General features: G+C 45.8%; 20 protein-coding genes and 1 tRNA gene. 10 read left to right on the top strand and 11 right to left on the bottom strand.

What is annotated here, in order from left to right; all coding sequences use genetic code 11:
* From AACP44_RS05175 to rlmE, 7 genes are all read right to left on the bottom strand, one after another.
* A tRNA-Leu gene (locus AACP44_RS05175) sits at positions 1-86 on the bottom strand.
* Between the two features lie 21 nt (positions 87-107).
* Positions 108-503: a preprotein translocase subunit SecG gene (gene secG / locus AACP44_RS05170; RefSeq protein ID WP_339339414.1), complete on the bottom strand. Its 396-nt coding sequence runs from the start codon at positions 501-503 to the stop codon at positions 108-110.
* A gap of 50 nt (positions 504-553) precedes the next feature.
* Positions 554-1,315, bottom strand: a complete 762-nt coding sequence (gene tpiA, locus AACP44_RS05165) for a triose-phosphate isomerase (protein WP_339339413.1) — start codon at positions 1,313-1,315, stop codon at positions 554-556.
* A gap of 136 nt (positions 1,316-1,451) precedes the next feature.
* Complete coding sequence (gene glmM, locus AACP44_RS05160) at positions 1,452-2,789, bottom strand: phosphoglucosamine mutase (RefSeq protein ID WP_339339412.1); 1,338 nt, start codon at positions 2,787-2,789, stop codon at positions 1,452-1,454.
* Between the two features lie 35 nt (positions 2,790-2,824).
* Positions 2,825-3,616 (bottom strand): dihydropteroate synthase, encoded by a 792-nt coding sequence (gene folP / locus AACP44_RS05155; protein WP_339339415.1) that lies wholly within the window; start codon positions 3,614-3,616, stop codon positions 2,825-2,827.
* An 89-nt stretch (positions 3,617-3,705) separates the two neighbouring features.
* Positions 3,706-5,625 (bottom strand): ATP-dependent zinc metalloprotease FtsH, encoded by a 1,920-nt coding sequence (gene ftsH / locus AACP44_RS05150; protein WP_339339411.1) that lies wholly within the window; start codon positions 5,623-5,625, stop codon positions 3,706-3,708.
* Between the two features lie 175 nt (positions 5,626-5,800).
* The gene (gene rlmE, locus AACP44_RS05145; RefSeq protein WP_339339410.1) at positions 5,801-6,424 is read right to left on the bottom strand and encodes a 23S rRNA (uridine(2552)-2'-O)-methyltransferase RlmE; all 624 of its coding nucleotides are present in this window, start codon (positions 6,422-6,424) and stop codon (positions 5,801-5,803) included.
* 121 nt (positions 6,425-6,545) lie between these two features.
* Here rlmE and AACP44_RS05140 point away from each other — a divergent pair, with 121 nt between their 5' ends.
* Positions 6,546-6,854, top strand: coding sequence for a YhbY family RNA-binding protein (locus tag AACP44_RS05140; RefSeq protein WP_339339409.1), 309 nt, complete (start codon positions 6,546-6,548; stop codon positions 6,852-6,854).
* Between the two features lie 12 nt (positions 6,855-6,866).
* On the opposite strand, the gene AACP44_RS05135 is transcribed toward AACP44_RS05140, so the two are convergent.
* From AACP44_RS05135 to ampD, 3 genes are all read right to left on the bottom strand, one after another.
* Positions 6,867-7,730 carry a CoA ester lyase gene (locus tag AACP44_RS05135; RefSeq protein WP_339339408.1) on the bottom strand — a complete coding sequence of 288 codons (864 nt, stop codon included), beginning with the start codon at positions 7,728-7,730 and terminating at the stop codon, positions 6,867-6,869.
* 85 nt (positions 7,731-7,815) lie between these two features.
* Positions 7,816-8,679 carry a regulatory signaling modulator protein AmpE gene (gene ampE / locus AACP44_RS05130; protein ID WP_339339407.1) on the bottom strand — a complete coding sequence of 288 codons (864 nt, stop codon included), beginning with the start codon at positions 8,677-8,679 and terminating at the stop codon, positions 7,816-7,818.
* A 40-nt stretch (positions 8,680-8,719) separates the two neighbouring features.
* Positions 8,720-9,265: a 1,6-anhydro-N-acetylmuramyl-L-alanine amidase AmpD gene (gene ampD / locus AACP44_RS05125; protein ID WP_339339406.1), complete on the bottom strand. Its 546-nt coding sequence runs from the start codon at positions 9,263-9,265 to the stop codon at positions 8,720-8,722.
* Between the two features lie 128 nt (positions 9,266-9,393).
* On the opposite strand from ampD, the gene AACP44_RS05120 reads away from it, so the two are divergent.
* From AACP44_RS05120 to yacG, 7 genes are all read left to right on the top strand, one after another.
* Positions 9,394-9,969: a TIGR02281 family clan AA aspartic protease gene (locus AACP44_RS05120; RefSeq protein ID WP_339339405.1), complete on the top strand. Its 576-nt coding sequence runs from the start codon at positions 9,394-9,396 to the stop codon at positions 9,967-9,969.
* Positions 9,970-10,008: 39 nt separating this feature from the next.
* Positions 10,009-10,848: a carboxylating nicotinate-nucleotide diphosphorylase gene (gene nadC / locus AACP44_RS05115; protein ID WP_339339404.1), complete on the top strand. Its 840-nt coding sequence runs from the start codon at positions 10,009-10,011 to the stop codon at positions 10,846-10,848.
* A gap of 345 nt (positions 10,849-11,193) precedes the next feature.
* Positions 11,194-11,658, top strand: coding sequence for a prepilin-type N-terminal cleavage/methylation domain-containing protein (locus tag AACP44_RS05110; RefSeq protein ID WP_339339403.1), 465 nt, complete (start codon positions 11,194-11,196; stop codon positions 11,656-11,658).
* Positions 11,659-11,777: 119 nt separating this feature from the next.
* On the top strand, positions 11,778-12,989 hold the full coding sequence (locus AACP44_RS05105; RefSeq protein ID WP_339339402.1) for a type II secretion system F family protein: 1,212 nt from the start codon (positions 11,778-11,780) through the stop codon (positions 12,987-12,989).
* Positions 12,990-13,001: 12 nt separating this feature from the next.
* Positions 13,002-13,886 (top strand): A24 family peptidase, encoded by an 885-nt coding sequence (locus AACP44_RS05100; protein WP_339339401.1) that lies wholly within the window; start codon positions 13,002-13,004, stop codon positions 13,884-13,886.
* Between the two features lie 57 nt (positions 13,887-13,943).
* Positions 13,944-14,552, top strand: a complete 609-nt coding sequence (coaE, locus tag AACP44_RS05095; protein ID WP_339339400.1) for a dephospho-CoA kinase — start codon at positions 13,944-13,946, stop codon at positions 14,550-14,552.
* Positions 14,545-14,748 (top strand): DNA gyrase inhibitor YacG, encoded by a 204-nt coding sequence (gene yacG / locus AACP44_RS05090; RefSeq protein WP_339339399.1) that lies wholly within the window; start codon positions 14,545-14,547, stop codon positions 14,746-14,748. Before coaE ends, yacG begins: the two co-directional genes overlap by 8 nt.
* Positions 14,749-14,771: 23 nt before the next feature.
* On the opposite strand, the gene AACP44_RS05085 is transcribed toward yacG, so the two are convergent.
* Positions 14,772-16,280: a MinD/ParA family protein gene (locus AACP44_RS05085; protein WP_339339398.1), complete on the bottom strand. Its 1,509-nt coding sequence runs from the start codon at positions 16,278-16,280 to the stop codon at positions 14,772-14,774.
* A 329-nt stretch (positions 16,281-16,609) separates the two neighbouring features.
* On the opposite strand from AACP44_RS05085, the gene AACP44_RS05080 reads away from it, so the two are divergent.
* Positions 16,610-18,691 (top strand): HDOD domain-containing protein, encoded by a 2,082-nt coding sequence (locus AACP44_RS05080; RefSeq protein ID WP_339339397.1) that lies wholly within the window; start codon positions 16,610-16,612, stop codon positions 18,689-18,691.
* Positions 18,692-18,711: 20 nt separating this feature from the next.
* Positions 18,712-20,868, top strand: coding sequence for an EAL domain-containing protein (locus tag AACP44_RS05075; protein ID WP_339339396.1), 2,157 nt, complete (start codon positions 18,712-18,714; stop codon positions 20,866-20,868).
* Positions 20,869-21,196 lie beyond the last annotated feature (328 nt).

Genomic DNA, 21,196 nt, shown 5'->3' with positions numbered 1-21,196 from the left:
TGGTGCCGAAGGCGGGACTTGAACCCGCACGAGCATAGCTCACCACCCCCTCAAGATGGCGTGTCTACCAATTCCACCACTTCGGCTTGTTTTCGTTTATCTAGACGCTAGATTTCAGGGATATCTGAATCGGAGGCCGCTGCTGGTGCGTCTATCACGGGGATATCATCGCTAAGCCCCTGGGATATAGCCGCTTCGTCGATAGCGGGGATTTCAGACGCAGATTGGCTTTCAACCACCGCTGGCACGTCAATCGCATCAACGGCCACCGACTGGTTTTTAGCGATTACCGCAAGACCGAAGCTGGTAGCAAAAAATAATGCCACTAACCATGAGGTCGAGGTGGTTAATACGTTGCCGCCTCCACTACTGCCAAACAGGGTTTGCGATGCGCCGGCACCGAAGGAAGCACCCATATCAGCACCTTTACCCTGCTGAATTAGGATCAAGCCAATAATGGCTAGAGCCGCTAATACGTGTAAGATTAATATCATCTGTTCCATGGTCTATTCTCTGATCTCTTGGTATCTTCTAATCGTCTTAAAAAAATAATCTAGTTAATGGCTGCGAGGCAGATCGCAGTAAAATCTTCAGCCTTTAATGAAGCGCCGCCTACTAGGGCGCCATCAATATCCTGTTGACCAAATAACTCTGCGGCATTATTCGCTTTAACACTGCCGCCGTACAATAATTGTATGCCTTCAGCTACTGCCGGATCATCTGCTGCTAGTACCTGGCGAATATGGGCATGCACTTGCTGAGCTTGCTCCGGCGAAGCGGTTTTGCCAGTACCAATGGCCCAAATAGGTTCATAGGCAATCACCGCTCTAGCCATAGCATCAATACCTGCCACATCTACCACCGCTTTAATCTGCTGTTCTATTAAGGTCAATGTTTCACCGGCTTCACGCTGGATCAGACTTTCACCGACGCACAGAATGGGTGTTAATCCCTGCGACTGAACCGCAATAAATTTTGCGGCAATACCAGCATCGGATTCAGCATATAGGCTTCTGCGTTCAGAGTGTCCAACAATAACATACTGACAACCGAGTTCAGCCAACATGGTCGCCGATACCTCACCGGTATATGCACCCTCTTGCTGGTCGCTAGCATTTTGAGCACCACAAGCAACGATAGAGCCTGCCAATTGCTTGCTGACCTGCGAAATAAACACGGCAGGAGGGCAAACAGCAATATCGACCTGTTCACTGCACACTGTGGTTAGCTGCTGCTGCAATCCGCAAAGCAATTGATCAATGCTGGCGCTTGAGCCATGCATTTTCCAATTACCTACTACTAAGTTGCGACGCATTGTTTTGCCTGATATGTGTTAAGGGCAGCCCGCCAGTGCCAACAGAGCACTGTCCAGAAAAGGCGGCAATCTTAACTAAACTACTGGGAACATACAAGGTGAACACTACCGAGAACCAGCACTTCAGCGGTGATCATTAAGCCACTGCCTGCTCAACAACAGCCGCAATTTCTGTGGCCAATGAACTGACTAAGTCAGCATTCTCACCTTCCACCATCACACGGACAACGGGCTCGGTTCCCGATGGGCGAAGTAGTATGCGGCCACGGCCATTGAGTTTTTGCTCAGCGTTACTAATGGCTTGATCAATCTCTGGATTGTTATCCAAACGAGATTTATCCTTCAAGGTGACGTTAATCATCACTTGCGGAAATTTACTCATACCAGTTTTTAGATCATGCAGTGGTGCACCGCTATCCACTAAGGCCAAAAGCACCTTTAACGCCGCGACCACACCATCGCCGGTGGTAGTCACATCAGAACAGATAATATGACCGGAGTTTTCACCGCCCAGCTGCCAGTTGCGTGACTTCATTAGTTCAATCACATAGCGGTCACCGACATTGGCGCGAGCAAAAGGGATCTCTAAATCTTTAAGGGCTAATTCAAAACCCAGATTGGACATCAGGGTGCCTACTACACCAGAGCAACTGCCCGCGGTACGCAGTTGATCTTGTGCGATAACAAATAGCAGTTCATCGCCATCAACCACTTCACCGTTGCGATCCACAAAGGCTAAGCGGTCACCATCACCATCAAAGGCAATGCCTAAGTCTGCTTTTTCCTCCAGCACTCTGGCTTGCAGGGCTTCAGGGCTGGTAGAACCGACATTTTCATTGATATTTAAACCATTCGGTTCCGCCCCCATGACAATCACTTCAGCGCCCAATTCATCAAACACCGCGGGGGCAACGTAGTATGTAGCACCGTGAGCGCAATCCACCACAATTTTTAAACCGCGCAAACTCAAACCAGCGGGGACTGTACTTTTGCAAAATTCAATATAACGACCGGCGGCATCATTCATACGAACAACTTTACCCAAACTAGCAGACTCCACGGTCGTCATTGCTTGGTCGATCTGGCGCTCAATCTCTAATTCAACATCATCAGGAAGTTTGGCCCCCTCGCCAGAGAAAAACTTGATGCCGTTATCATGATAAGGGTTGTGAGAGGCACTGATAACAATACCGGCCTGAGCATGGAATGTGCGGGTGAGATAAGCAATGGCCGGTGTCGGCATAGGACCTAGCATGGTGACATCAACACCTGCCGCGACCAGACCCGCCTCTAGCGCTGACTCAAACATATAGCCTGATATGCGGGTATCTTTACCAATAATAATATTACTGCGACCAGATTGGGAAAACACTTTACCGGCAGCCCAACCCAGTTTTAGAACAAATTCAGGGGTAATAGCGCCCTCGCCTACACGACCACGAATACCGTCTGTGCCAAAATATTTACGAGACATTGCTATGACATCCTTCACATTTAGTAATACATTATTTAGTGGGCAATGACCGCTGAATATAAACTCACTGCGTCAACCGTTTCAGCGACATCATGGACACGAATAATAGACGCTCCTCGTTCAGCCGCAAGTACTGCTAGGGCTAAACTACCCGCCAATCGCTGATCTACGTCACGACCTAGCACTTTGCCAATTAACGATTTACGCGACAAGCCAACAAGTACCGGATAGTCCAGCTCAACCAATACCGACAAATGATTTAATAGGCCGAGATTATGCTCAACCGATTTACCAAAACCAAAACCCGGATCTATCAGTAATCGAGAGCGATCAATACCTGCGGCAATACAAGCATCAGCTCTAGATTGCAGATAACCGCTGACCTCGTTGACTACGGAGTGGTAATTCGGCGACTGCTGCATAGTTTTTGGCTGCCCTTGCATATGCATCAGGCAGACCGGCAGACCGGTTTTAGCCGCAGCCGCTATTGCCCCGGGGCGCTCAAGCGCACGTACATCGTTAAGCATGCCGGCGCCGGCAGCTGCGGCCGCCAGCATCACATCGGGACTACTGGTATCCACCGAGACAATGGTTTCAAATCGCTGAGTAATCGCCTCGACCACAGGAACAACACGATCTAGTTCTTCCGTTAGGCTTACTGGCTCGGCACCAGGGCGGGTTGATTCACCACCCACATCAATAATGGCAGCACCTTCATCGAGCATTTGTTCAACTCGGGCTAGGGCTTTATCAACACTGGGCTTACCGTGCTGATGCAAGGCGCCACCATCGGAAAAAGAATCAGGCGTCACATTAAGCACCCCCATGACTTGGGGAGTATCTAAACGCAAAAACCGAGCCCCGCATGGCAGGACTCGGTTTTTGGATAACATGGCGTTAGTGTTTTCAGCCAAGCTTAATGCTCGCTGGCTGGACCGCCGATAGGATCATCTTTTTTGGGCGCATCATCAGCCGCCTCAGTTTTTTGTCCGCCACTGGGCTTATTGTCATCATGCCAATCGGCGGGCTCACTCGGCTTACGGCCAGCCATAATATCGTCGATTTGCGATGAGTCGATGGTCTCATAGGTCATCAGGGCTTCGGCCATCATATCGAGCTTATCGCGATTTTCCTTGAGGATGTTCTCAGCAAGGGCATAGCACTCATCAGAAATCCGACGCACTTCTTCATCAATTTGTTGCGCTGTTTCAGCCGAAATACTCTTCGATTGACTGGCTGCAGAACGCCCTAAAAAGACCTCCTCTTGCGCCTCGTCATACATCAGCGGCCCCATTTTTTCAGAGAGTCCCCACTTGGTTACCATATTGCGAGCAATCTCGGAGGCGCGCTGTATATCATTGGAAGCACCGGTGGTCACACCGTCTGCACCCAACGTCATCTCCTCGGCAATACGGCCACCATACAGTGAGCAAATCTGACTGAGAATATGCCGACGACTATGGCTGTAACGATCTTCCTCCGGCAAAAACATGGTCACACCCAAAGCGCGGCCACGAGGAATAATACTCACCTTATAGACCGGATCGTGTTCAGACACGAGACGTCCAACAATAGCATGGCCAGCTTCATGGTAGGCGGTGTTCAATTTTTCTTTCTCGGACATCACCATGGACTTGCGTTCGGCGCCCATCATGATTTTGTCCTTGGCCAATTCAAACTGCTCTCTACCCACTGTACGGATATTGGCACGGGCGGCAAACAAGGCCGCTTCGTTGACCAAATTAGCCAGATCAGCACCAGAAAAACCGGGGGTACCACGAGCAATCACCGAAGCATCAACATTGTCGCCCAGCGGCACTTTGCGCATATGGACTTTTAGAATTTGCTCACGACCACGAATATCGGGAAGACCGACGACTACCTGACGGTCAAACCGACCCGGGCGTAATAACGCGGGGTCTAATACATCCGGACGGTTGGTGGCAGCAATAACAATAACGCCGTCATTAACTTCAAAACCATCCATTTCAACTAACAGTTGGTTTAGGGTTTGCTCACGCTCATCATGACCGCCGCCAACACCGGCGCCACGATGACGTCCTACCGCATCAATCTCATCAATAAAGATAATACAGGGCGCTTGTTTTTTTGCCTGCTCAAACATATCGCGCACCCGCGATGCACCGACACCAACAAACATTTCTACAAAATCAGAACCCGAGATGGAAAAGAAAGGCACTTTGGCTTCACCAGCAATCGCCTTGGCCAATAGTGTTTTACCCGTACCGGGCTGGCCAACCATTAACACACCACGGGGAATGCGACCGCCCAAGCGCTGGAATTTACCGGGGTCGCGCAAAAATTCTACCAACTCCTGTACGTCTTCTTTCGCTTCATCAACACCGGCCACATCGGCAAAGGTGGTTTTAATCTGGTCTTCACCCAGCAATCTGGCTTTGCTCTTACCAAAAGCCATAGGACCGCCGCGGCCACCGCCGCCACCTTGCATCTGGCGCATAAAGAACATAAATACGGCGATAATAATCAGGATGGGGAAACAGGCAACTAGCAACTGAGTCCAGAGACTTTGTTGTTCAGGCTTGCGGCCTTCAATTTGCACATTATGAGCGATCAGGTCATCGACCAGCTTGGGGTCTTCTAGCATCGGGCGAATGGTTTCGAACTGGCTGCTATCGTAACGCGTACCGGTGATGGTCAAGCCATCAATCATCACCTTGCTGACACGGTCAGTCTTAACTTCTTCAATAAATTGCGAGTAGTTAAGCTGCTCGGATTGCGGCTGCGCATTGAAATTATTAAAAACGGTTAATAGCACCGCTGCTATCACCAACCACAATAAAAGATTTTTCGACATATCGTTCAAAAGAGAACCCTCTACAAATACTCCATTATTATGTTCACCGAGCTAAGCTGTGCCGGAAAACACCTTATTAATCAAGCCACTTTACTACATTTCAAGCGTTGCCACCATCCTGCCACCATGAGTAAAAAAACCCAAAATACCGCATTGACTCGCCAAAAATCGCCACCTAGGACGTAAAGCCCTTGCCCACCTGATAAACCTCTCTGGATCTGGCGCGCGATGCTGCAGGTTTGCGCGATTGCACTTTATTAAAGCTGGTTTGCATATCACGCAATAAAGGATCAAACCCCTCGCCCTGAAACACCTTGGCGACAAAAGCGCCTCCGGGCTTTAATACCCGACGGGCCATATCTAGCGCCAATTCGACCAAATACATAGAGCGGGGCTGATCAACAGCGGCCATACCTGACATATTGGGGGCCATATCGGAAATTACAAGATCAACCGCCGAATCACCGATAATTTCCATAATAGAATCAAATACTTGCTCCTCGGTGAAATCGCCCTGAATAAAATCGACCCCTGCCAAACCGTCCATAGGTAAGATATCAGAGGCGATTACTCGACCGTTATCACCAACCAGCTCGGCCGCTACCTGCGACCAACCACCAGGCGCACTACCTAGGTCAACCACCGTCATCCCAGGCAGAATCAAGCGATCCTTTTCATTAAGCTCCAATAATTTATAACAAGCACGCGAGCGATAGCCCTCCCGCTGAGAACGTTTTACATACTCATCATCAAAATGTTCTTTTAACCAGCCCTTGCTGGTATTACCTTTCTTTGCCATTGGCTATCCTATATTGGTTAGCTGTAAAAGGCCGTAAGGATAACCCGTCATACTTTGCTATCACAGGGGTGCGGCTATACAATACGCGCCCTGCTTACATGATACGGTGATACTTGGCATTATGGCTCTCTCCAACGCTCGAAAAAAACAACTGCGCAGCATTGCTCATAACCTCAACCCCATCATTATGATCGCGGAGAAAGGTATCACCGAAACTATTGAAAAAGAGCTGGAACGAGCCTTGGAAGACCACGAACTGATTAAGATCAAAATTAATATTAATGATCCCGCTATACGTAAAACCATGGCCAATGAATTATGCGTTAAGCATAAAGCGGATTTAGTGCAGTCGATTGGCAAGGTTGCGGTTATTTGTCGTCACGCCAAAAAGCCGAAGCCTAAATTATCCAACCTGCTACGCCCCGCCTAGTTTTTAAACTGATTATTTTGTCTGCTGGGCTGCAATTTTTTCTGCCCGTGCTAAATGACGTCTGGCTTCATCAATATGCATAGCTTCAACTAATTTACCGTCGACAACGACAACCCCTTTGCCCTCCGCTTCTGCTAACTTCCATGCGGCAATCATGTTTTCTGCACGTTCAATATCGTTAGCACTCGGGCCAAAGACCTGATTGGCAGCGGCCAATTGTTTTGGATGAATGAGTGTCTTGCCATCAAAACCTAAATGCTTGCCCTGCACGCAGGTATCGGTGAAGCCTTGATCATTGTGTAAATCCAGATAAACGCCATCCAGAATTTCTTTATTGTAAGCACGAGCCGCCAAAACGCACTGACTCAGTGAATACAGCAAACCGATACGGTCTGTCACTCGAAGTTCTTTGGATAAATCGGTTGTGCCCATCGCAATCACCGTAATACGCGCACTGGCACTGGCGATCTGCTGAATATTAGTGACACCTAATGGCGTTTCGATCATCACCCAGACTTGCATTGATGCGGGGGCACCGGCATCGTTTAACAGGTTTATCGCTGCCTCGACTTGCGCTTGGTTTTCAACTTTTGGCAAACACAGGCCATCAGCACCGGATAAAGCAATCGCCCTAATATCATCTTCACCCCACTCACTATCCAGACTATTGGCTCGAATAATGATTTCGCGATACCCATAGCCACCGGCGCTAACTGCAGCCATCACCTGATCTCTGGCGGCAACTTTTTTCTCTGGGCCCACCGAATCTTCAAGATCCAACACCAAACTATCAGCCGGTAAGGTACGCGCTTTTTCCAAAGCACGCTGATTAGAACCGGGCATATAAAGAACCGAACGACGGGGTCTTGTCGTCATAAAAAACCTCAATAGGTAAATAGGCAGTAGTAGGTAAGCTAAAAGCTAGGACTTATGGCAGACCATCAAGAACAACACACCAATCTTAGACTATGGTGACCACCGCAATAATAATCACCCAACCAATCACACTGCGGGACAATAGTGATTGCAAAGACAGTAATTCTTGCTGACCATATTCGATAAAACCCTCTTTATCGGCAGGATAAGCTTGAGCATTGTTATGCCCACCGATGGCCGCGATGGCAGTTTGATCGAGCAATTCCGGACTTGGTTGATTATCCCATATCGACGAGCTATAGCGACCAAAGCTATTCACAAAATTACCGGTTAACGAAAACGATAGCGCCAGTAACCGCACTGGAATCCAATCAAAATAATGTAAGTATTTTAGCGCCAGCAACTTATCATCTGCTTTAAAAGTGTCACTGCGCCCAGCCATATAGCATAGGCGATAAGTCATCGCACCAAATGGCCCCAACACTAAAAACCAAAACACCACAGCAAACCAGCGCTCAAAACCTTCATATAAAAAAGCCCTGCGAACATATTCATGCAAGGCGATATGATCAACTGTGGCTTCGCTTTGCTCAAAGTCACCGATAGCGGTTGCCTTTTTATAGGCCGCCTCAAAATCACCAAGATTCCAGACATTGAGGTAGTACTGCAAGTTTTGATTAAAATCACCGCGTCCTAAACTGTATAACAACACCGTGACATAAAGCATTAATGACAATAAACCGAATAGCACCGACTCTACCAAGAGCTGGACAAAAAATATCCCGACGGCCGGTATCCCTATGGCAGCCAATAAACGCAATTCCGCTCGACCCAAGCGCTGGGCAACTTTTTCATTAAATTGGTAAAACCAATTATCGTATTGTAGCGGCCCACCGGAGCCCCAAACTTGTAATAAGCCTAGTACGATTAATAGGGTTAAAAATTCCATCAACTATCTTACGCTCCCGCGTTGTTATCTATTCGAATAGTTAAGCTAATAAGCCTTTGAAAAACGACCAGTCAAAGGCGCTGCCCGGATCGGTTTTTCGCCCAGGAGCAATATCACAATGCCCCACAATACGATCAATTGTAATGGCTGGATAGTCCGTCATGATTTGCCGAGTTAACTGTTGCAGGGCCTGATATTGTAACGCAGTATAGGGGCAATTATCCGTGCCCTCCAGCTCAATGCCAATACTAAAATCATTACAGTTAGACCGCCCCTGAAAACTGGAGTCCCCTGCATGCCAGGCGCGCTGGTTAAAAGGTACAAATTGGGTAATTTCACCTGCTCGATTAATCAGGCAGTGGCTGGAGACTGTTAAATCACGCAAATCATTAAAATCAGCGTGAGCATCACAATCCAGACAATTGGTGAACAGCTGCTCAATAAAATCGCCGCCAAACTCACCAGCTGGCAGGCTGATATTATGAATAACCAATAAGCTAATCTCGACCCCTGCTGGACGAGCATTAAAATTGTCTGTTGGCAGATGACGACTATCTGCCAGCCAGTGGTCGCTATCGAGATTCACTATAACTGCCTTGGTTTTGAACGAAGTTATTGAAGGATAGCACAGGACCATGACATTAAAGATGACCGGCAATCGATGCTAGCACCCGATCGAATAATACGCCTTCTAGCTGAAACATGGGTACAATAGTGAAAAATTTCGAGGTTAATTACGCAACCTGTATGAATACCACACCTGAACACAATAAAACCGGCAACACTCGAAAAATGGGCATTAGCATGTTTATGCTGGCTTGGGCGGTACTGTTTATTATGGGTGTTGTCTTATTTGATGATTTATTGGCTGATCAGTATAACCCCAATCATAGCCCCGCCAGCCACACGACTCAGGAGGGCATCAAAGAGGTTACCCTGCAATCCAATCGGCAGCACCACTATCTCGCCAATGGCTTGATCAATGACCATAAAACGGTGTTTTTATTAGATACAGGAGCAACCGATGTCGTGATTCCCCAGTCCCTGGCCAAGACCATTGGCTTAAAAGCTAACGGCCAACAGCAGGCTTATACTGCCAATGGCCTAGTGACTGTCTACAGAACCACGCTCAACAGCTTACAGCTTGGCAATATCCGGTTGCAGAATATTAGCGCCAGTATCAATCCGGCTATGGATAAAGAAACGGTATTACTCGGTATGAGCGCCCTAAAACAGATAGAATTTACCCAACGGGGTGAGACACTTATTCTCAGGCAATACGATGACTGATAGAATCACCGCCCCCAAGTTATCTAGAATACTGAATTGATGAAATTACCTGAATACGCTGCCAAAGATCTTGAGCTAACCGTAACCAGAGCATTGGAAGAAGATATTGGCGATGGTGACATCACCGCCCAGTTAATTCCTGCTGAGCAAACCGCAACCGCGGGAGTGATTACCCGTGAACCTGCCACGTTATGTGGTCAGGCCTGGGTTAATGAAGTATTCCGCCAAATCGACCCCAGCGTAACGATCAACTGGCAGGTGGCCGATGGTGATTTGGTGGAGCCCGACCAAACCCTGTTTGAATTATCCGGCCCAGCCCGCAGCCTATTAACCGGCGAGCGCGCGGCTCTTAACTTTTTGCAACTATTGTCTGGCACTGCCACTGCTTGTAGAACTTATGCCGATATGGTCGCGACAACCTCAGTAAAACTGTTAGATACCCGCAAAACCATCCCCGGCCTGCGCAACGCGCAAAAATATGCCGTAACTCAGGGTGGTTGCTACAACCACCGTATTGGCTTATATGACGCGTTTTTGATTAAAGAAAATCATATTGCTGCCTGCGGCGGGATTGATAAAGCGATCATCACAGCCAAACAACAAGCACCCGGCAAGACGGTTGAAGTTGAAGTGGAAAACCTTGATGAGTTAGAGCAGGCACTAAATGCTGGGGCGGATATTGTGATGCTGGATAATTTTTCGCAAGCGCAGATGAAACAGGCTGTTGCACTTAATCAGGGCAAAGCCAAACTGGAAGCCAGTGGCGGGATTAATACACAAACACTGGTCATGTATGCGAATACAGGTGTTGATTATATTTCTATTGGAGCTTTGACTAAGGATTGTCGGGCGATAGATCTATCGATGAGAATGATTTAAATCTAACCATTACATATAACACAAATGAAATTAACCCCCCTCATTGCTGCTAAAATCTGACACAGGCCGACAGAAAGTGTCAGAGAAAAAAGCAAACCATACTGAGTAAATGCGATAATTACGCCCACCTAAAAGATTTAGCTTTTTAAATCAGAACGTTAAAAAAATTCTACAACCAACCTACCTTTTGGCATATCTCTTGCGGCTGCCCATTCAAGATCGCACGCCATGCCGTTTGATCAACCCAAGCTGTAGCACAAAGCTAACCAACAAACTGTTATTAAATACCATGAGATGTAAGTTAACTAATATGAACTAAAACCAATATAAACTAAAAGGTGGGGCATGATGAAAAACATCCATTGGCAGGGTTTTACTCTTGTTGAATTAATGATTGTCATCGCAATCATCGGCATTTTAGCCTCTATTGCTATTCCTCAATATCAGATTTACACACAACGCACCAAAGCAACCATTTCAATCTCAGATATTCGCACTGTTCAATTAGCCATTCAGGAATATTATGCAACGACAGGTAAGTTACCTGCACAGCTAACTGATTTGAACCGGCATGGTATCGATGCACAATCTCTATTGGATATTGCTGCCGCCAATAACATTATTAACACTGTAACCTTCGAAACCACTAAGCCTTCCATAGTTATTTTATACAACACTGTGGCTAACAGCGCTCCTGCAGACCTTGCAGAAAAAACGTTAATTTTACGACCAACTGCAGCAAATGGGATTGTAAAATTTACTATAGACCCAGAGAGCACTTTAGATAAAAAATTTCAGCCCAATCTCTAACCACCTAACAACTCACAGCGCGGTCATCAGTAATGAAATTCCGATATGTAATGACGATAAGGAATCAGCTGAAGGATTAATACGCTTTAGTACTTAACAGGATAACGAAGTAAGCAGTGATGACAACGGCAAAAATCAGCGTCTATCGCTGGCATGGTATCGATAAACAGGGGCGGGCTACAACAGGCGAAAGTAGCAGCACCAGTCAGGCTGCTGTAAAAGCACAGCTTCGCAAGCAGGGTATTAGACCTAAAACTATTAAGAAAAAGGCCAAACCATTTTTTTTCAGCAAAAAATCGGTCAAGCCGGCGGATATTTGTGTTTTCACTCGTCAATTGGCATCCATGATAAAAGCAGGCGTACCGCTGGTACAAAGTTTTACGCTTGTGGCCGAGTGTTTAGATAACCCTAGCATGGCCGAATTGGTGATCACTATTAAAAATGACATTGCTGCCGGCTCAGGCTTTGCCGCTTCAATAAGCAAACACCCTAATCACTTTGATAAACTTTATTGTAATTTAATTGCCGCTGGGGAGCAGTCCGGGACTCTTGAAGTCATGCTGCACAGAGTGGCAGTTTACAAAGAAAAATCAGCAGCTCTAAAAGCCAAAATCAAAAAAGCTATCGCTTACCCTATTGCTGTTTTGGTTGTTGCGACAATCGTAACCGGTATTTTATTAGTTAACGTTATTCCTCAGTTTGCACAATCTTTTGCTAATTTTGGCGCTGAACTGCCTGCATTTACCCGGCTGATTGTCGCTTTTTCCGAATGGGTTCAGCAATGGTGGTTAATAGCCATCGTAGCTATGGCTGCTGCTATCATTCTTTTTAAGAAAGCGGTAAGGTATTCCCCCAGGATGGCATATGCAGTCGACAAGGCTGTACTAAAGACACCTGTGCTAGGCGGCATCCTATTTCAATCGATAGTGGCACGTTTTGCCAGAACTCTGGCAACCACCTTTTCTGCAGGCGTGCCGCTAATAGATGCACTGGATGCGGTAGCAGGAACAGCGGGAAATATTATTTATACCAACGCCATAACAACAATTCGCGAAGACATCATGACTGGCCAACAGCTGCATACATCTATCCGGGCCACTGATCTCTTTCCCAATATGCTTTTACAAATGGTTTCTATTGGCGAGCAATCGGGTACACTCGGCGACATGTTGGAAAAAGTAGCTGTACATTATGAAGAGGCTGTCGACAATGCCGTCGATCACTTAACCGCCTTACTGGAGCCTATGATTATGTCCTTTTTAGGCGTGGTGATTGGCGGCCTTATGATCGCCATGTATTTACCGATTTTTATGATGGGCGCGGCTATTTAGGACAAGCTATCGATGACTTTATTAGCATTACTACAAACGTCGCCTGCACTTACTATTGGGCTAACTGTTGTCATCGGTTTGTTGATCGGCAGTTTTCTCAATGTCGTTATCTATCGCCTCCCGATCATGATGGAAAAGGAGTGGAAGAGCGAATGCCGGTTGATATTGGAACTTGATAACGCTGAAACAACCGATAAACCCGAACAAGAACTCACTCTATCATACCCAAACTCGCACTGCCCAAGCTGTCATGCCCCCATCAAACCTTGGCAAAATATTCCGCTGATTAGTTACCTATTGCTCAAAGGTCGTTGCGCGAATTGTCAAACGTCTATATCAATCCGCTACCCAATTATTGAAGCAGTGACCGCTATTTTGTTTGGTATTCTAGCCTGGCAACTCGGCGCCACGATCCAGCTATTGATGGCCCTGTTTTTCACTGGCTGCCTAATCAGTTTGACCATGATTGATGCCGACACCCAACTACTTCCAGACCAAATCACTCTACCCCTGCTCTGGACTGGCCTGCTTATTAATAGCTTTAACTGCTTTGTGCCATTACACGATGCCGTCTGGGGCGCCATTGGCGGTTATTTGTGCCTATGGTCCGTTTACTGGTTATTTAAACTTTTCACTGGTAAAGACGGCATGGGCTACGGTGACTTTAAGTTGCTAGCAGCATTGGGGGCATGGATGGGCTGGCAATATCTGCTGGTCATTATTCTACTCTCATCTTTAGCTGGGGCTATCGTTGGCAGTATGATGTTGATGCTATATAACAAGGGACGTAATACTGCGATCCCTTTTGGCCCTTATCTGGCCGCGGCTGGATGGATCGCTTTGCTCTGGGGCGATCAGATCATTACTGCCTACCTAAGCTTTACTAGCATTAAATAAACACTAAACCTTCAACCCGATTCACGCTACTATAAGCCTTTTTCGTCTGGAAGGTTTATGTTTATAGTCGGTCTTACAGGAGGCATCGGTAGTGGTAAAACCGCTGTATCGGACCATTTACACACATTAGGTATCGATATCGTCGATGCGGATATTGCTTCACGTACCGTGGTTGAACCAGGACAGCCGGCACTGGCAAAAATCGTCGAGCACTTTGGTGCGGATATTTTACTTGCTGACCATTCTTTGGACCGTGCCGCACTCAGACAAAAAATTTTCACCAATCCTGACGATAAGCAGTGGCTGGAATCACTGCTCCACCCGCTGATCGCCGAAGAAATTTCATATCGGCTAGCTAAAGCGCAAAGTCCCTATGCCGTTTTTGTTTCACCACTATTAATCGAAGCCAAGCAAGATGCTATCTGCGATAAAATACTGCTGATCGATGCACCTGAAGAGTTGCAAATTGCACGAACTATAAAGCGTGATAACAATAACGAAGAAGAGGTTAAACGTATTATTGCCAGCCAGACGTCACGCCAAACACGGTTAGAAAAAGCTGATGATATTATTGAAAACACTCAAGGACTGGATGCTTTACGGCAACAGGTTGATACCCTGCATCAACATTACCTTGAATTAGCCGAGGCAAAAAAATATGACTGATCATTTTGCTAAATCTATTTCCTGCCCGCGTTGCAAAACACCAACGCCATGGGATAAGAATAATGAAAATCGCCCTTTTTGCTCGGAGAGCTGTCGCAATAAAGATTTTATTAGCTGGGCGAATGAAGAAAAAGTGATACAGGGTAATGCTCTTTATGATGATGTGCTATCAGACGATATTTTAGATGATAAATAAGCGCTGAGCCGGATATCATGCACTTAGGGCTCAAAAGACGCTAGTAATTCCGCGACGGTTTGACCGTTATTATTTTGCAGTACCGACAACAAATTTGCCTGTGAACCAAAACGCTGGCAGTCATAACCATGACTGAGAGTTGGTTCTTTATCCGTATCACTCACCTTGCTGACCGCTGATTTCAATGGATCACCAGCAACTACGGAGACACCCTTGGCTCTACTAATAATTTTAATGGCAGCTTGCACCGGCTTAATATCAGCGGATTGAATAGGAGGGGATATTTCCTGACTCTGCGGTTGCTCTGGCTCAGACTTTTTGTCCTCATAAGTCGGCAGATCTTTAAGCGACAACTCATCCAGCGGTGGCGTTGTACTCAGGCCAGACCAAGGCTTAACCAGCTCGGCAATATCCCTGACCGACTGATCATCACGATCTGGTGATAAGACCAACTGCTCAACAATCTTTAATAGATCTACCGGCGATTTTTCATATCTTTTAATAAACGCTTCCAGACTCTCCTGCAACAAAGCCGCTACCAGTGTTTGATCGGCATGACCTTGCTCAATTAATAGCAATATCCGTGATCGCAGCTCGGATAAATAATCGCTGTCCCTAGCTGCACTATTTCTTGCTTCCGCCGCCATAGGATCGATTAATTCTGCCGGCACTTTTATCTTATCGCCACCATTACGCTGTTCGCGATACTGGCGATGCCAAAAAGCACTAAACGAACCGGTAGCCGATTGTGTTTTGGTTACCGCCGTTAAACTCTCCGACAACTTCATAAAACTGCGGCTGGCAGGATCATTATCTGGAAACATCGCCACCGGATTTTGCAGTACCACAGCCGCACGCATACTCTCATCACGCAAGACAAAACCCAAATAATGGCATTGCACGCCAATATATTTCTCAACCGCGGCGCCAAACCGATGGAAAACTTCCTTGGCCTGACTGGGATTGCTGCACATATTCACCACCACCTGATACCCGATCGATGGGCGGCGGCGCTTTAATAGTTTAACTAGGGAAAAGGCATCCGTTAACGAGGTTGGTTCTGGGGTGATAACAATCAAGGTATGGTGAGCGGCGCTGATAAAGTCCAGCGTGGTATCGGCAATACCGGCAGCGGTATCAATTAACAAGTAATCAAACTGATTTTCAATACGGGCTAATTCACGGGTTAAACGCAGTTGTTGACGAGTATGCAAGTTGGCACATTCACTAATACCATTGGCGCCGGGGATAATTTTAAGCCCATGGGGGCCATCCAACATAATCTCATCAATATCTCTAACACCAGATAAAACCTGCTCAATGCTAAACTCAGGGGCAATACCCAATAGGATATTAGCATTGGCCAAGCCGGTATCAGCATCTAGTAGGCAGACTTTAGCCCCAGACTTAGCCAGAGAAATAGCCAGATTGACAGTAATACTGGACTTGCCCACCCCGCCCTTGCCACTGCTGATCGCAATAACTCGAGGTAGATCCGATTTACTCTCTTTACTGGACTGTGCGTTTTGCACTAGCGCCAAACTCCCAATTAGTCAGCCAATAATCAACACGCCTGGCACACTTGCATAATCGCCACGGTAGCTTGATCAGCCTTGTTATCATGTTTTTGTTCGCAGTCGGCATAATAGCAAACAATTATCTAAGCTTCGGTGATTTTTCTAGCTTCATTTCAGTGAATTAATAACATAATAAGTGCTGTATAATTTTTGAGCAAATAGTAGCTAGTCTGCCGCCCCTTGACTATAATGCTTAATCACTTAATACAAGTTTGCTCGAAGGTTGAAACAGCCTGCGCACAGCAGTCCGCTAGAAAATAAAAATCTTAATTAAAGGCATTGGAGTGGTAACACAAACAACCATAGACAAACTACCGAGCTTGCCTCAAGTATTAGTACAGATACTGGATGCGGTACAAAACGATAATGCTGATTACCAACAAATTGCCGATATTATCCGCCGTGATACCAGTGTCGCCACTCGTTTGGTCTCTGTCGCCAATTCTAGTCACTATGGCCACGTCAAGAATTGCGAGAGTATTGAGCGCGCATTATTCTCTCTAGGTACTGATGTCGTTAAAACGATCGTTATCACTGCTTCGATTAAGCAGTTTTTTAGTCACTTTAATCAGCAGCATCAGCAATTTCTACAATGCTTTTGGCGCCGCTCGCTGATTACCGCCAATTTCGCTCAGGTGTTGGCAACCCTCACTAGCTACTCGACGCCGGATGAAGCTTATCTCTGTGGGCTTTTAGCCGATATGGGGCAATTGATCATACTGACCAATAACGAGCAGCCCTATCTCGATATGCTTGATGATGTAAAAACAGACGCCCAATTACTTGCCGCCGAAACAACACATTTTAGTTCTACTCACTGTGATATTGGTGCTGACCTAATCAATAACTGGAATATGTCGGGATTTATGGAGGATGCCGTTCGCTACCATCACGAAAGCGACCAACAGATTCTGGATGCCCACCATCTAGTCAAAATTATTAATCTGGCCAGCCAACTCAGTGCCACTGGCGATATTGATGATCAGGCGCTGGCCTCGGCAAACAATCTTTTTGGTTTGAATGAATCGCTGGTGCGCGAATTATTTAACCGTATCAACAGTGATGTCGATGCTATCGCTGGCAGTCTCGGTATTGATATTAGCGATACTGAATCCACCGAGCTGGGCCACCAGCAAGCCCATCAACAATTGGGAGAACGTTTAGGCAATCTCAGCGAACTCGCCCAATTAAACGCAACCCTGTGGCAAGCGCGCAGTCAGGATGGTTTACAGGAAGCTGCCCAACGTTCTCTATTCCTAACACTGGGAATCTCTAACAGTATTTTATTTCTGCCTGATAATGAAAAACCAAAGCTTTGTTCACAGATCAGCCAGCAGAATTCATCAGAACCCCATCAGCCACCCAATTTTGAAATTACCCTTGAAACTGGCCGCAGTCTAATCAGCGATGCATTTCTCAATGGCAAGCAACAATCATCACAGCAAAGTAGCTCGCTCACAGTAATCGACCGCCAAATGCTGCGCCACTGTCGAGCGGATATTTTGGTGTGCTGGCCGCTAACTCATAATACTGCAGAGAGTAAAAACGGCGTCGGTGTTTTGGTATTTGCCTGTTCAGAAGAAAAACTTCACCAGCTCGAACAGCGCAGCAGCCTAAGCCATCAAATCTGTCAGGAAATTGCCAGAGCCATTGTCGAAAACTCAGAACGTTTTCAATTGATCGATCAACAGGGCCCCACCAGTAATCAATATCAGCAGCATATCCGCGAAGCGGTGCATGAAGCCAGCAATCCTCTGAGCATTATTCGCAACTATCTGGAAATGCTGAGAATAAAACTAGGCAATGAACATGATGCCAATGAAGGACTGGAGTTAATCAAAGAAGAAATTGATCGCGTGGGCAATATTTTATTGCGATTACAAGACCCCAAACAAATCGCCAAGAGCGAGACCACTGTCAAAATTAATCAGGTAATAACAGCCACCAGTCATATTTTTGAAGACTCCATCTGTGTCACCAAAAATATTACGCTGGAAAAGCATCTGGATAACTCGCTGGATGATATCTCTGGCAACCCAGAGCATCTCAAACAAATATTGACCAATTTATTAAAAAACGCAGTAGAAGCGTTAGAACCTGGCGGTAAAATTACTATTAGCAGCGAAGCCTCGGTGAGTTTTAGTGGTCGCGATTATGCCGCCATCAATATCGAAGATAACGGCCCCGGCATAGCACCCGAACTTAAGAAAAAATTATTTAGCCCCGTAGAATCAACAAAAGGTCGGGGGCATTCAGGCTTAGGACTAAGTATTGTTAAAAAACTTATCGACGATATGAATGGCTCTATTGTTTGCCGCAGCAAACCCGATAGCGGCACAGAATTTCAAATATTACTTCCCAAATAAGTCGGATCGTCACTACAACCATGAGCACAGTCGAAACGAATAACCATAATAGTAGCGAGGCTCGCATCCTATTAGCTGATGACGATCCACGCATGCTTGACAGCCTAAGCAGCCTATTAAAACTTCATGACTACCAAGTAACGACGGCATTAGGCGGCCAAAACGCGATCAATCGTTTATCCAGCGAGCCATTCGATTTAATTCTGCTAGATCTTAAAATGCCGGATGTAAACGGCCATGATGTGATGAACTTTATGTCACAAAACGCCATCAATACCTTGACCATTGTAGTGAGTGGCGAAACTTCGATGGACGATATCAGCAAAGCATTGCGCCATGGCGCCTATGATTATCTTAAGAAACCCTATGTACCTGAAGAGTTAATCGCCACGGTTAATAATGCCGTACGAAAAAAATTATTAGAAAAATCCAACGAGTTGATGCAAACGCGACTTAATCAATCGGAGCGATTACACCGTTTTATTGTTAATAACTCACCGGATATTATTTTTATTCTCGATAGCAAAGGCCACTTCAGTTTTATCAATTCAAAAATTGAAATACTACTAGGCTACCCTAAAGGCAGCTTGAAAGAACAACATATCACTTCGATTGTAGAGGAAAGCGAAATCGAAAAAGTGAATTACTTTTTTGACAGCTCGATCAATGCATCCGGTATTCAAACCATTGAAACCGTGCTAAAGGCAAACACCGTCAACCGCAGTGCCAAACATTTTGAATTATCCCTATACCCTATTGAGGAATATGATAGCGGCAATGCTAATCCCAACCAGCGTTTCCGTTTTTATGGCACAGCCAGAGATATTACTGAAAGAATGGAGGCCGAGGCTTTTATCAACTTTCAAGCCTATCATGATTTACTTACCCGATTACCCAACCGCTCGTTATTTAAAGACCGGCTGAGTGTTGCTATTACTCAGGCACAGCGTGACAAAAGTCAGCTTGCGGTGATGTTTATTGATCTTGACCGCTTTAAAGTGATTAATGATTCACTGGGTCACACCATGGGTGATCGCTTATTACAACATGTAGCACAACGACTACAAGCCTGTATTCGTAAGGGGGATACACTGTCCCGCTTTGGCGGCGATGAATTCACGTTATTATTACCTGAAGTGAAGAGTGCTGATGCAGCGACTGCTATCGCCAAGAAAATTCTGGCTGATATTAAAAAGCCGTTCCAGCTAGGGTCAAGGGAAGTCTTTATTGGTGCCAGTATCGGCATCGCCATGCACCCAGAATCAGGCGATAATCTGGATGCGCTGATAAAAAATGCCGATATCGCGATGTATAACGTAAAAAAGACCGGCAAAGACGGCTATCAATTATTTAATAAGGAAATGCTTAATGCCACTACCGAGCGGTTGGTATTGGAACAGGATATGCGCCAAGCGATTGATAAAAACGAATTTGAAATTTGCTATCAGCCACAGATAGATACTGTTAGCAAAAAAATCTGTGGCGTTGAAGCTCTGATTCGCTGGAATCACCCAACTCTGGGGCGCCTTTCACCACTGGAATTTATTCATATTGCCGAAGATAGTCGTCTTATTGTAGAAATTGATAAACATACCTTGCGTAAAGCCTGCCGTGAAATCAGTCACTATCATAAAAATGGCATGCCTGACCTAAAACTAGCGGTCAACCTATCACCGGTAATGATTGAAAGGGATAGCTTTGTTGATGACATCTTAACGATACTGAAAGAAGAACAGTACCCATACGCTTTATTGGAATTAGAAATCACTGAAAATATTTTAATGAATGACCAGAAAGATGTCATAGAAAAACTGTTACGCCTGGCTAACGAAGGCATCAACCTGGCGATTGATGATTTTGGTACAGGCTATTCTTCATTAAGTTATCTGCAAAATTTCCCGGTCAATACGCTGAAAATTGATCGCAGTTTTATCAGTGAAATTAAAAATTCCAATGATGATGCCTGCATCGTCAATGCGATTGTTGCTATGGCAAAAGGTTTGAAAATGTCCATTGTTGCCGAAGGCGTAGAGAATAACGACCAACTGAGTTATTTAAATTCACTGGGCTGCGATGTGGTGCAAGGATATTTGTTTGGCCGCGCCATCAGCCTGAATCAGCTGGCCCAGCAACTTAACAGTGATCAACTGCTACCCAAAGATGCGAATATTTCCTGAACTTATCTTGATCAATACAACAAACTTGTATTAAAAATATTCAAGTCTTTTAAAATTTGTTATCCGCCCCGCCTTAGCACAATAAATTTGTTGTTTTTTTCAATATTTTGCATAACAAACCGATAGATTTAATAAAAAAACCGCCATAAAAGATTAAAAAACCTGCAAAATACTGGAAATTGATCAAAATAACGTCTAAATACAAGGGTGTGAATTAAAGCGAGCATGGCTTAGGCACAAATACCGAGCCAACAGCGATGAATAATAGAAGTGAGCAGTAAAGGTTTAAGCGTTGTTATGACTATTAGTGCTGTAGATTTAACCGAAC

The organism is uncultured Oceanicoccus sp. (genome assembly GCF_963968385.1).
Lineage (GTDB): Bacteria > Pseudomonadota > Gammaproteobacteria > Pseudomonadales > Dasaniaceae > Oceanicoccus.
This window is presented reverse-complemented; position numbering and strand designations above follow the sequence as displayed.

Excerpts from the sequence above, each read along its gene's own strand:
- secG (WP_339339414.1), bottom strand. The coding sequence starts at position 503 with ATGGAACAGATGATATTAATCTTACACGTATTAGCGGCTCTAGCCATT.
- tpiA (WP_339339413.1), bottom strand. The coding sequence starts at position 1,315 with ATGCGTCGCAACTTAGTAGTAGGTAATTGGAAAATGCATGGCTCAAGC.
- glmM (WP_339339412.1), bottom strand. The coding sequence starts at position 2,789 with ATGTCTCGTAAATATTTTGGCACAGACGGTATTCGTGGTCGTGTAGGC.
- folP (WP_339339415.1), bottom strand. The coding sequence starts at position 3,616 with ATGGGGGTGCTTAATGTGACGCCTGATTCTTTTTCCGATGGTGGCGCC.
- ftsH (WP_339339411.1), bottom strand. The coding sequence starts at position 5,625 with ATGTCGAAAAATCTTTTATTGTGGTTGGTGATAGCAGCGGTGCTATTA.
- rlmE (WP_339339410.1), bottom strand. The coding sequence starts at position 6,424 with ATGGCAAAGAAAGGTAATACCAGCAAGGGCTGGTTAAAAGAACATTTT.
- AACP44_RS05140 (WP_339339409.1), top strand. The coding sequence starts at position 6,546 with ATGGCTCTCTCCAACGCTCGAAAAAAACAACTGCGCAGCATTGCTCAT.
- AACP44_RS05135 (WP_339339408.1), bottom strand. The coding sequence starts at position 7,730 with ATGACGACAAGACCCCGTCGTTCGGTTCTTTATATGCCCGGTTCTAAT.
- ampE (WP_339339407.1), bottom strand. The coding sequence starts at position 8,679 with ATGGAATTTTTAACCCTATTAATCGTACTAGGCTTATTACAAGTTTGG.
- nadC (WP_339339404.1), top strand. The coding sequence starts at position 10,009 with ATGAAATTACCTGAATACGCTGCCAAAGATCTTGAGCTAACCGTAACC.
- AACP44_RS05110 (WP_339339403.1), top strand. The coding sequence starts at position 11,194 with ATGATGAAAAACATCCATTGGCAGGGTTTTACTCTTGTTGAATTAATG.
- AACP44_RS05105 (WP_339339402.1), top strand. The coding sequence starts at position 11,778 with ATGACAACGGCAAAAATCAGCGTCTATCGCTGGCATGGTATCGATAAA.
- AACP44_RS05100 (WP_339339401.1), top strand. The coding sequence starts at position 13,002 with ATGACTTTATTAGCATTACTACAAACGTCGCCTGCACTTACTATTGGG.
- coaE (WP_339339400.1), top strand. The coding sequence starts at position 13,944 with ATGTTTATAGTCGGTCTTACAGGAGGCATCGGTAGTGGTAAAACCGCT.
- yacG (WP_339339399.1), top strand. The coding sequence starts at position 14,545 with ATGACTGATCATTTTGCTAAATCTATTTCCTGCCCGCGTTGCAAAACA.
- AACP44_RS05075 (WP_339339396.1), top strand. The coding sequence starts at position 18,712 with ATGAGCACAGTCGAAACGAATAACCATAATAGTAGCGAGGCTCGCATC.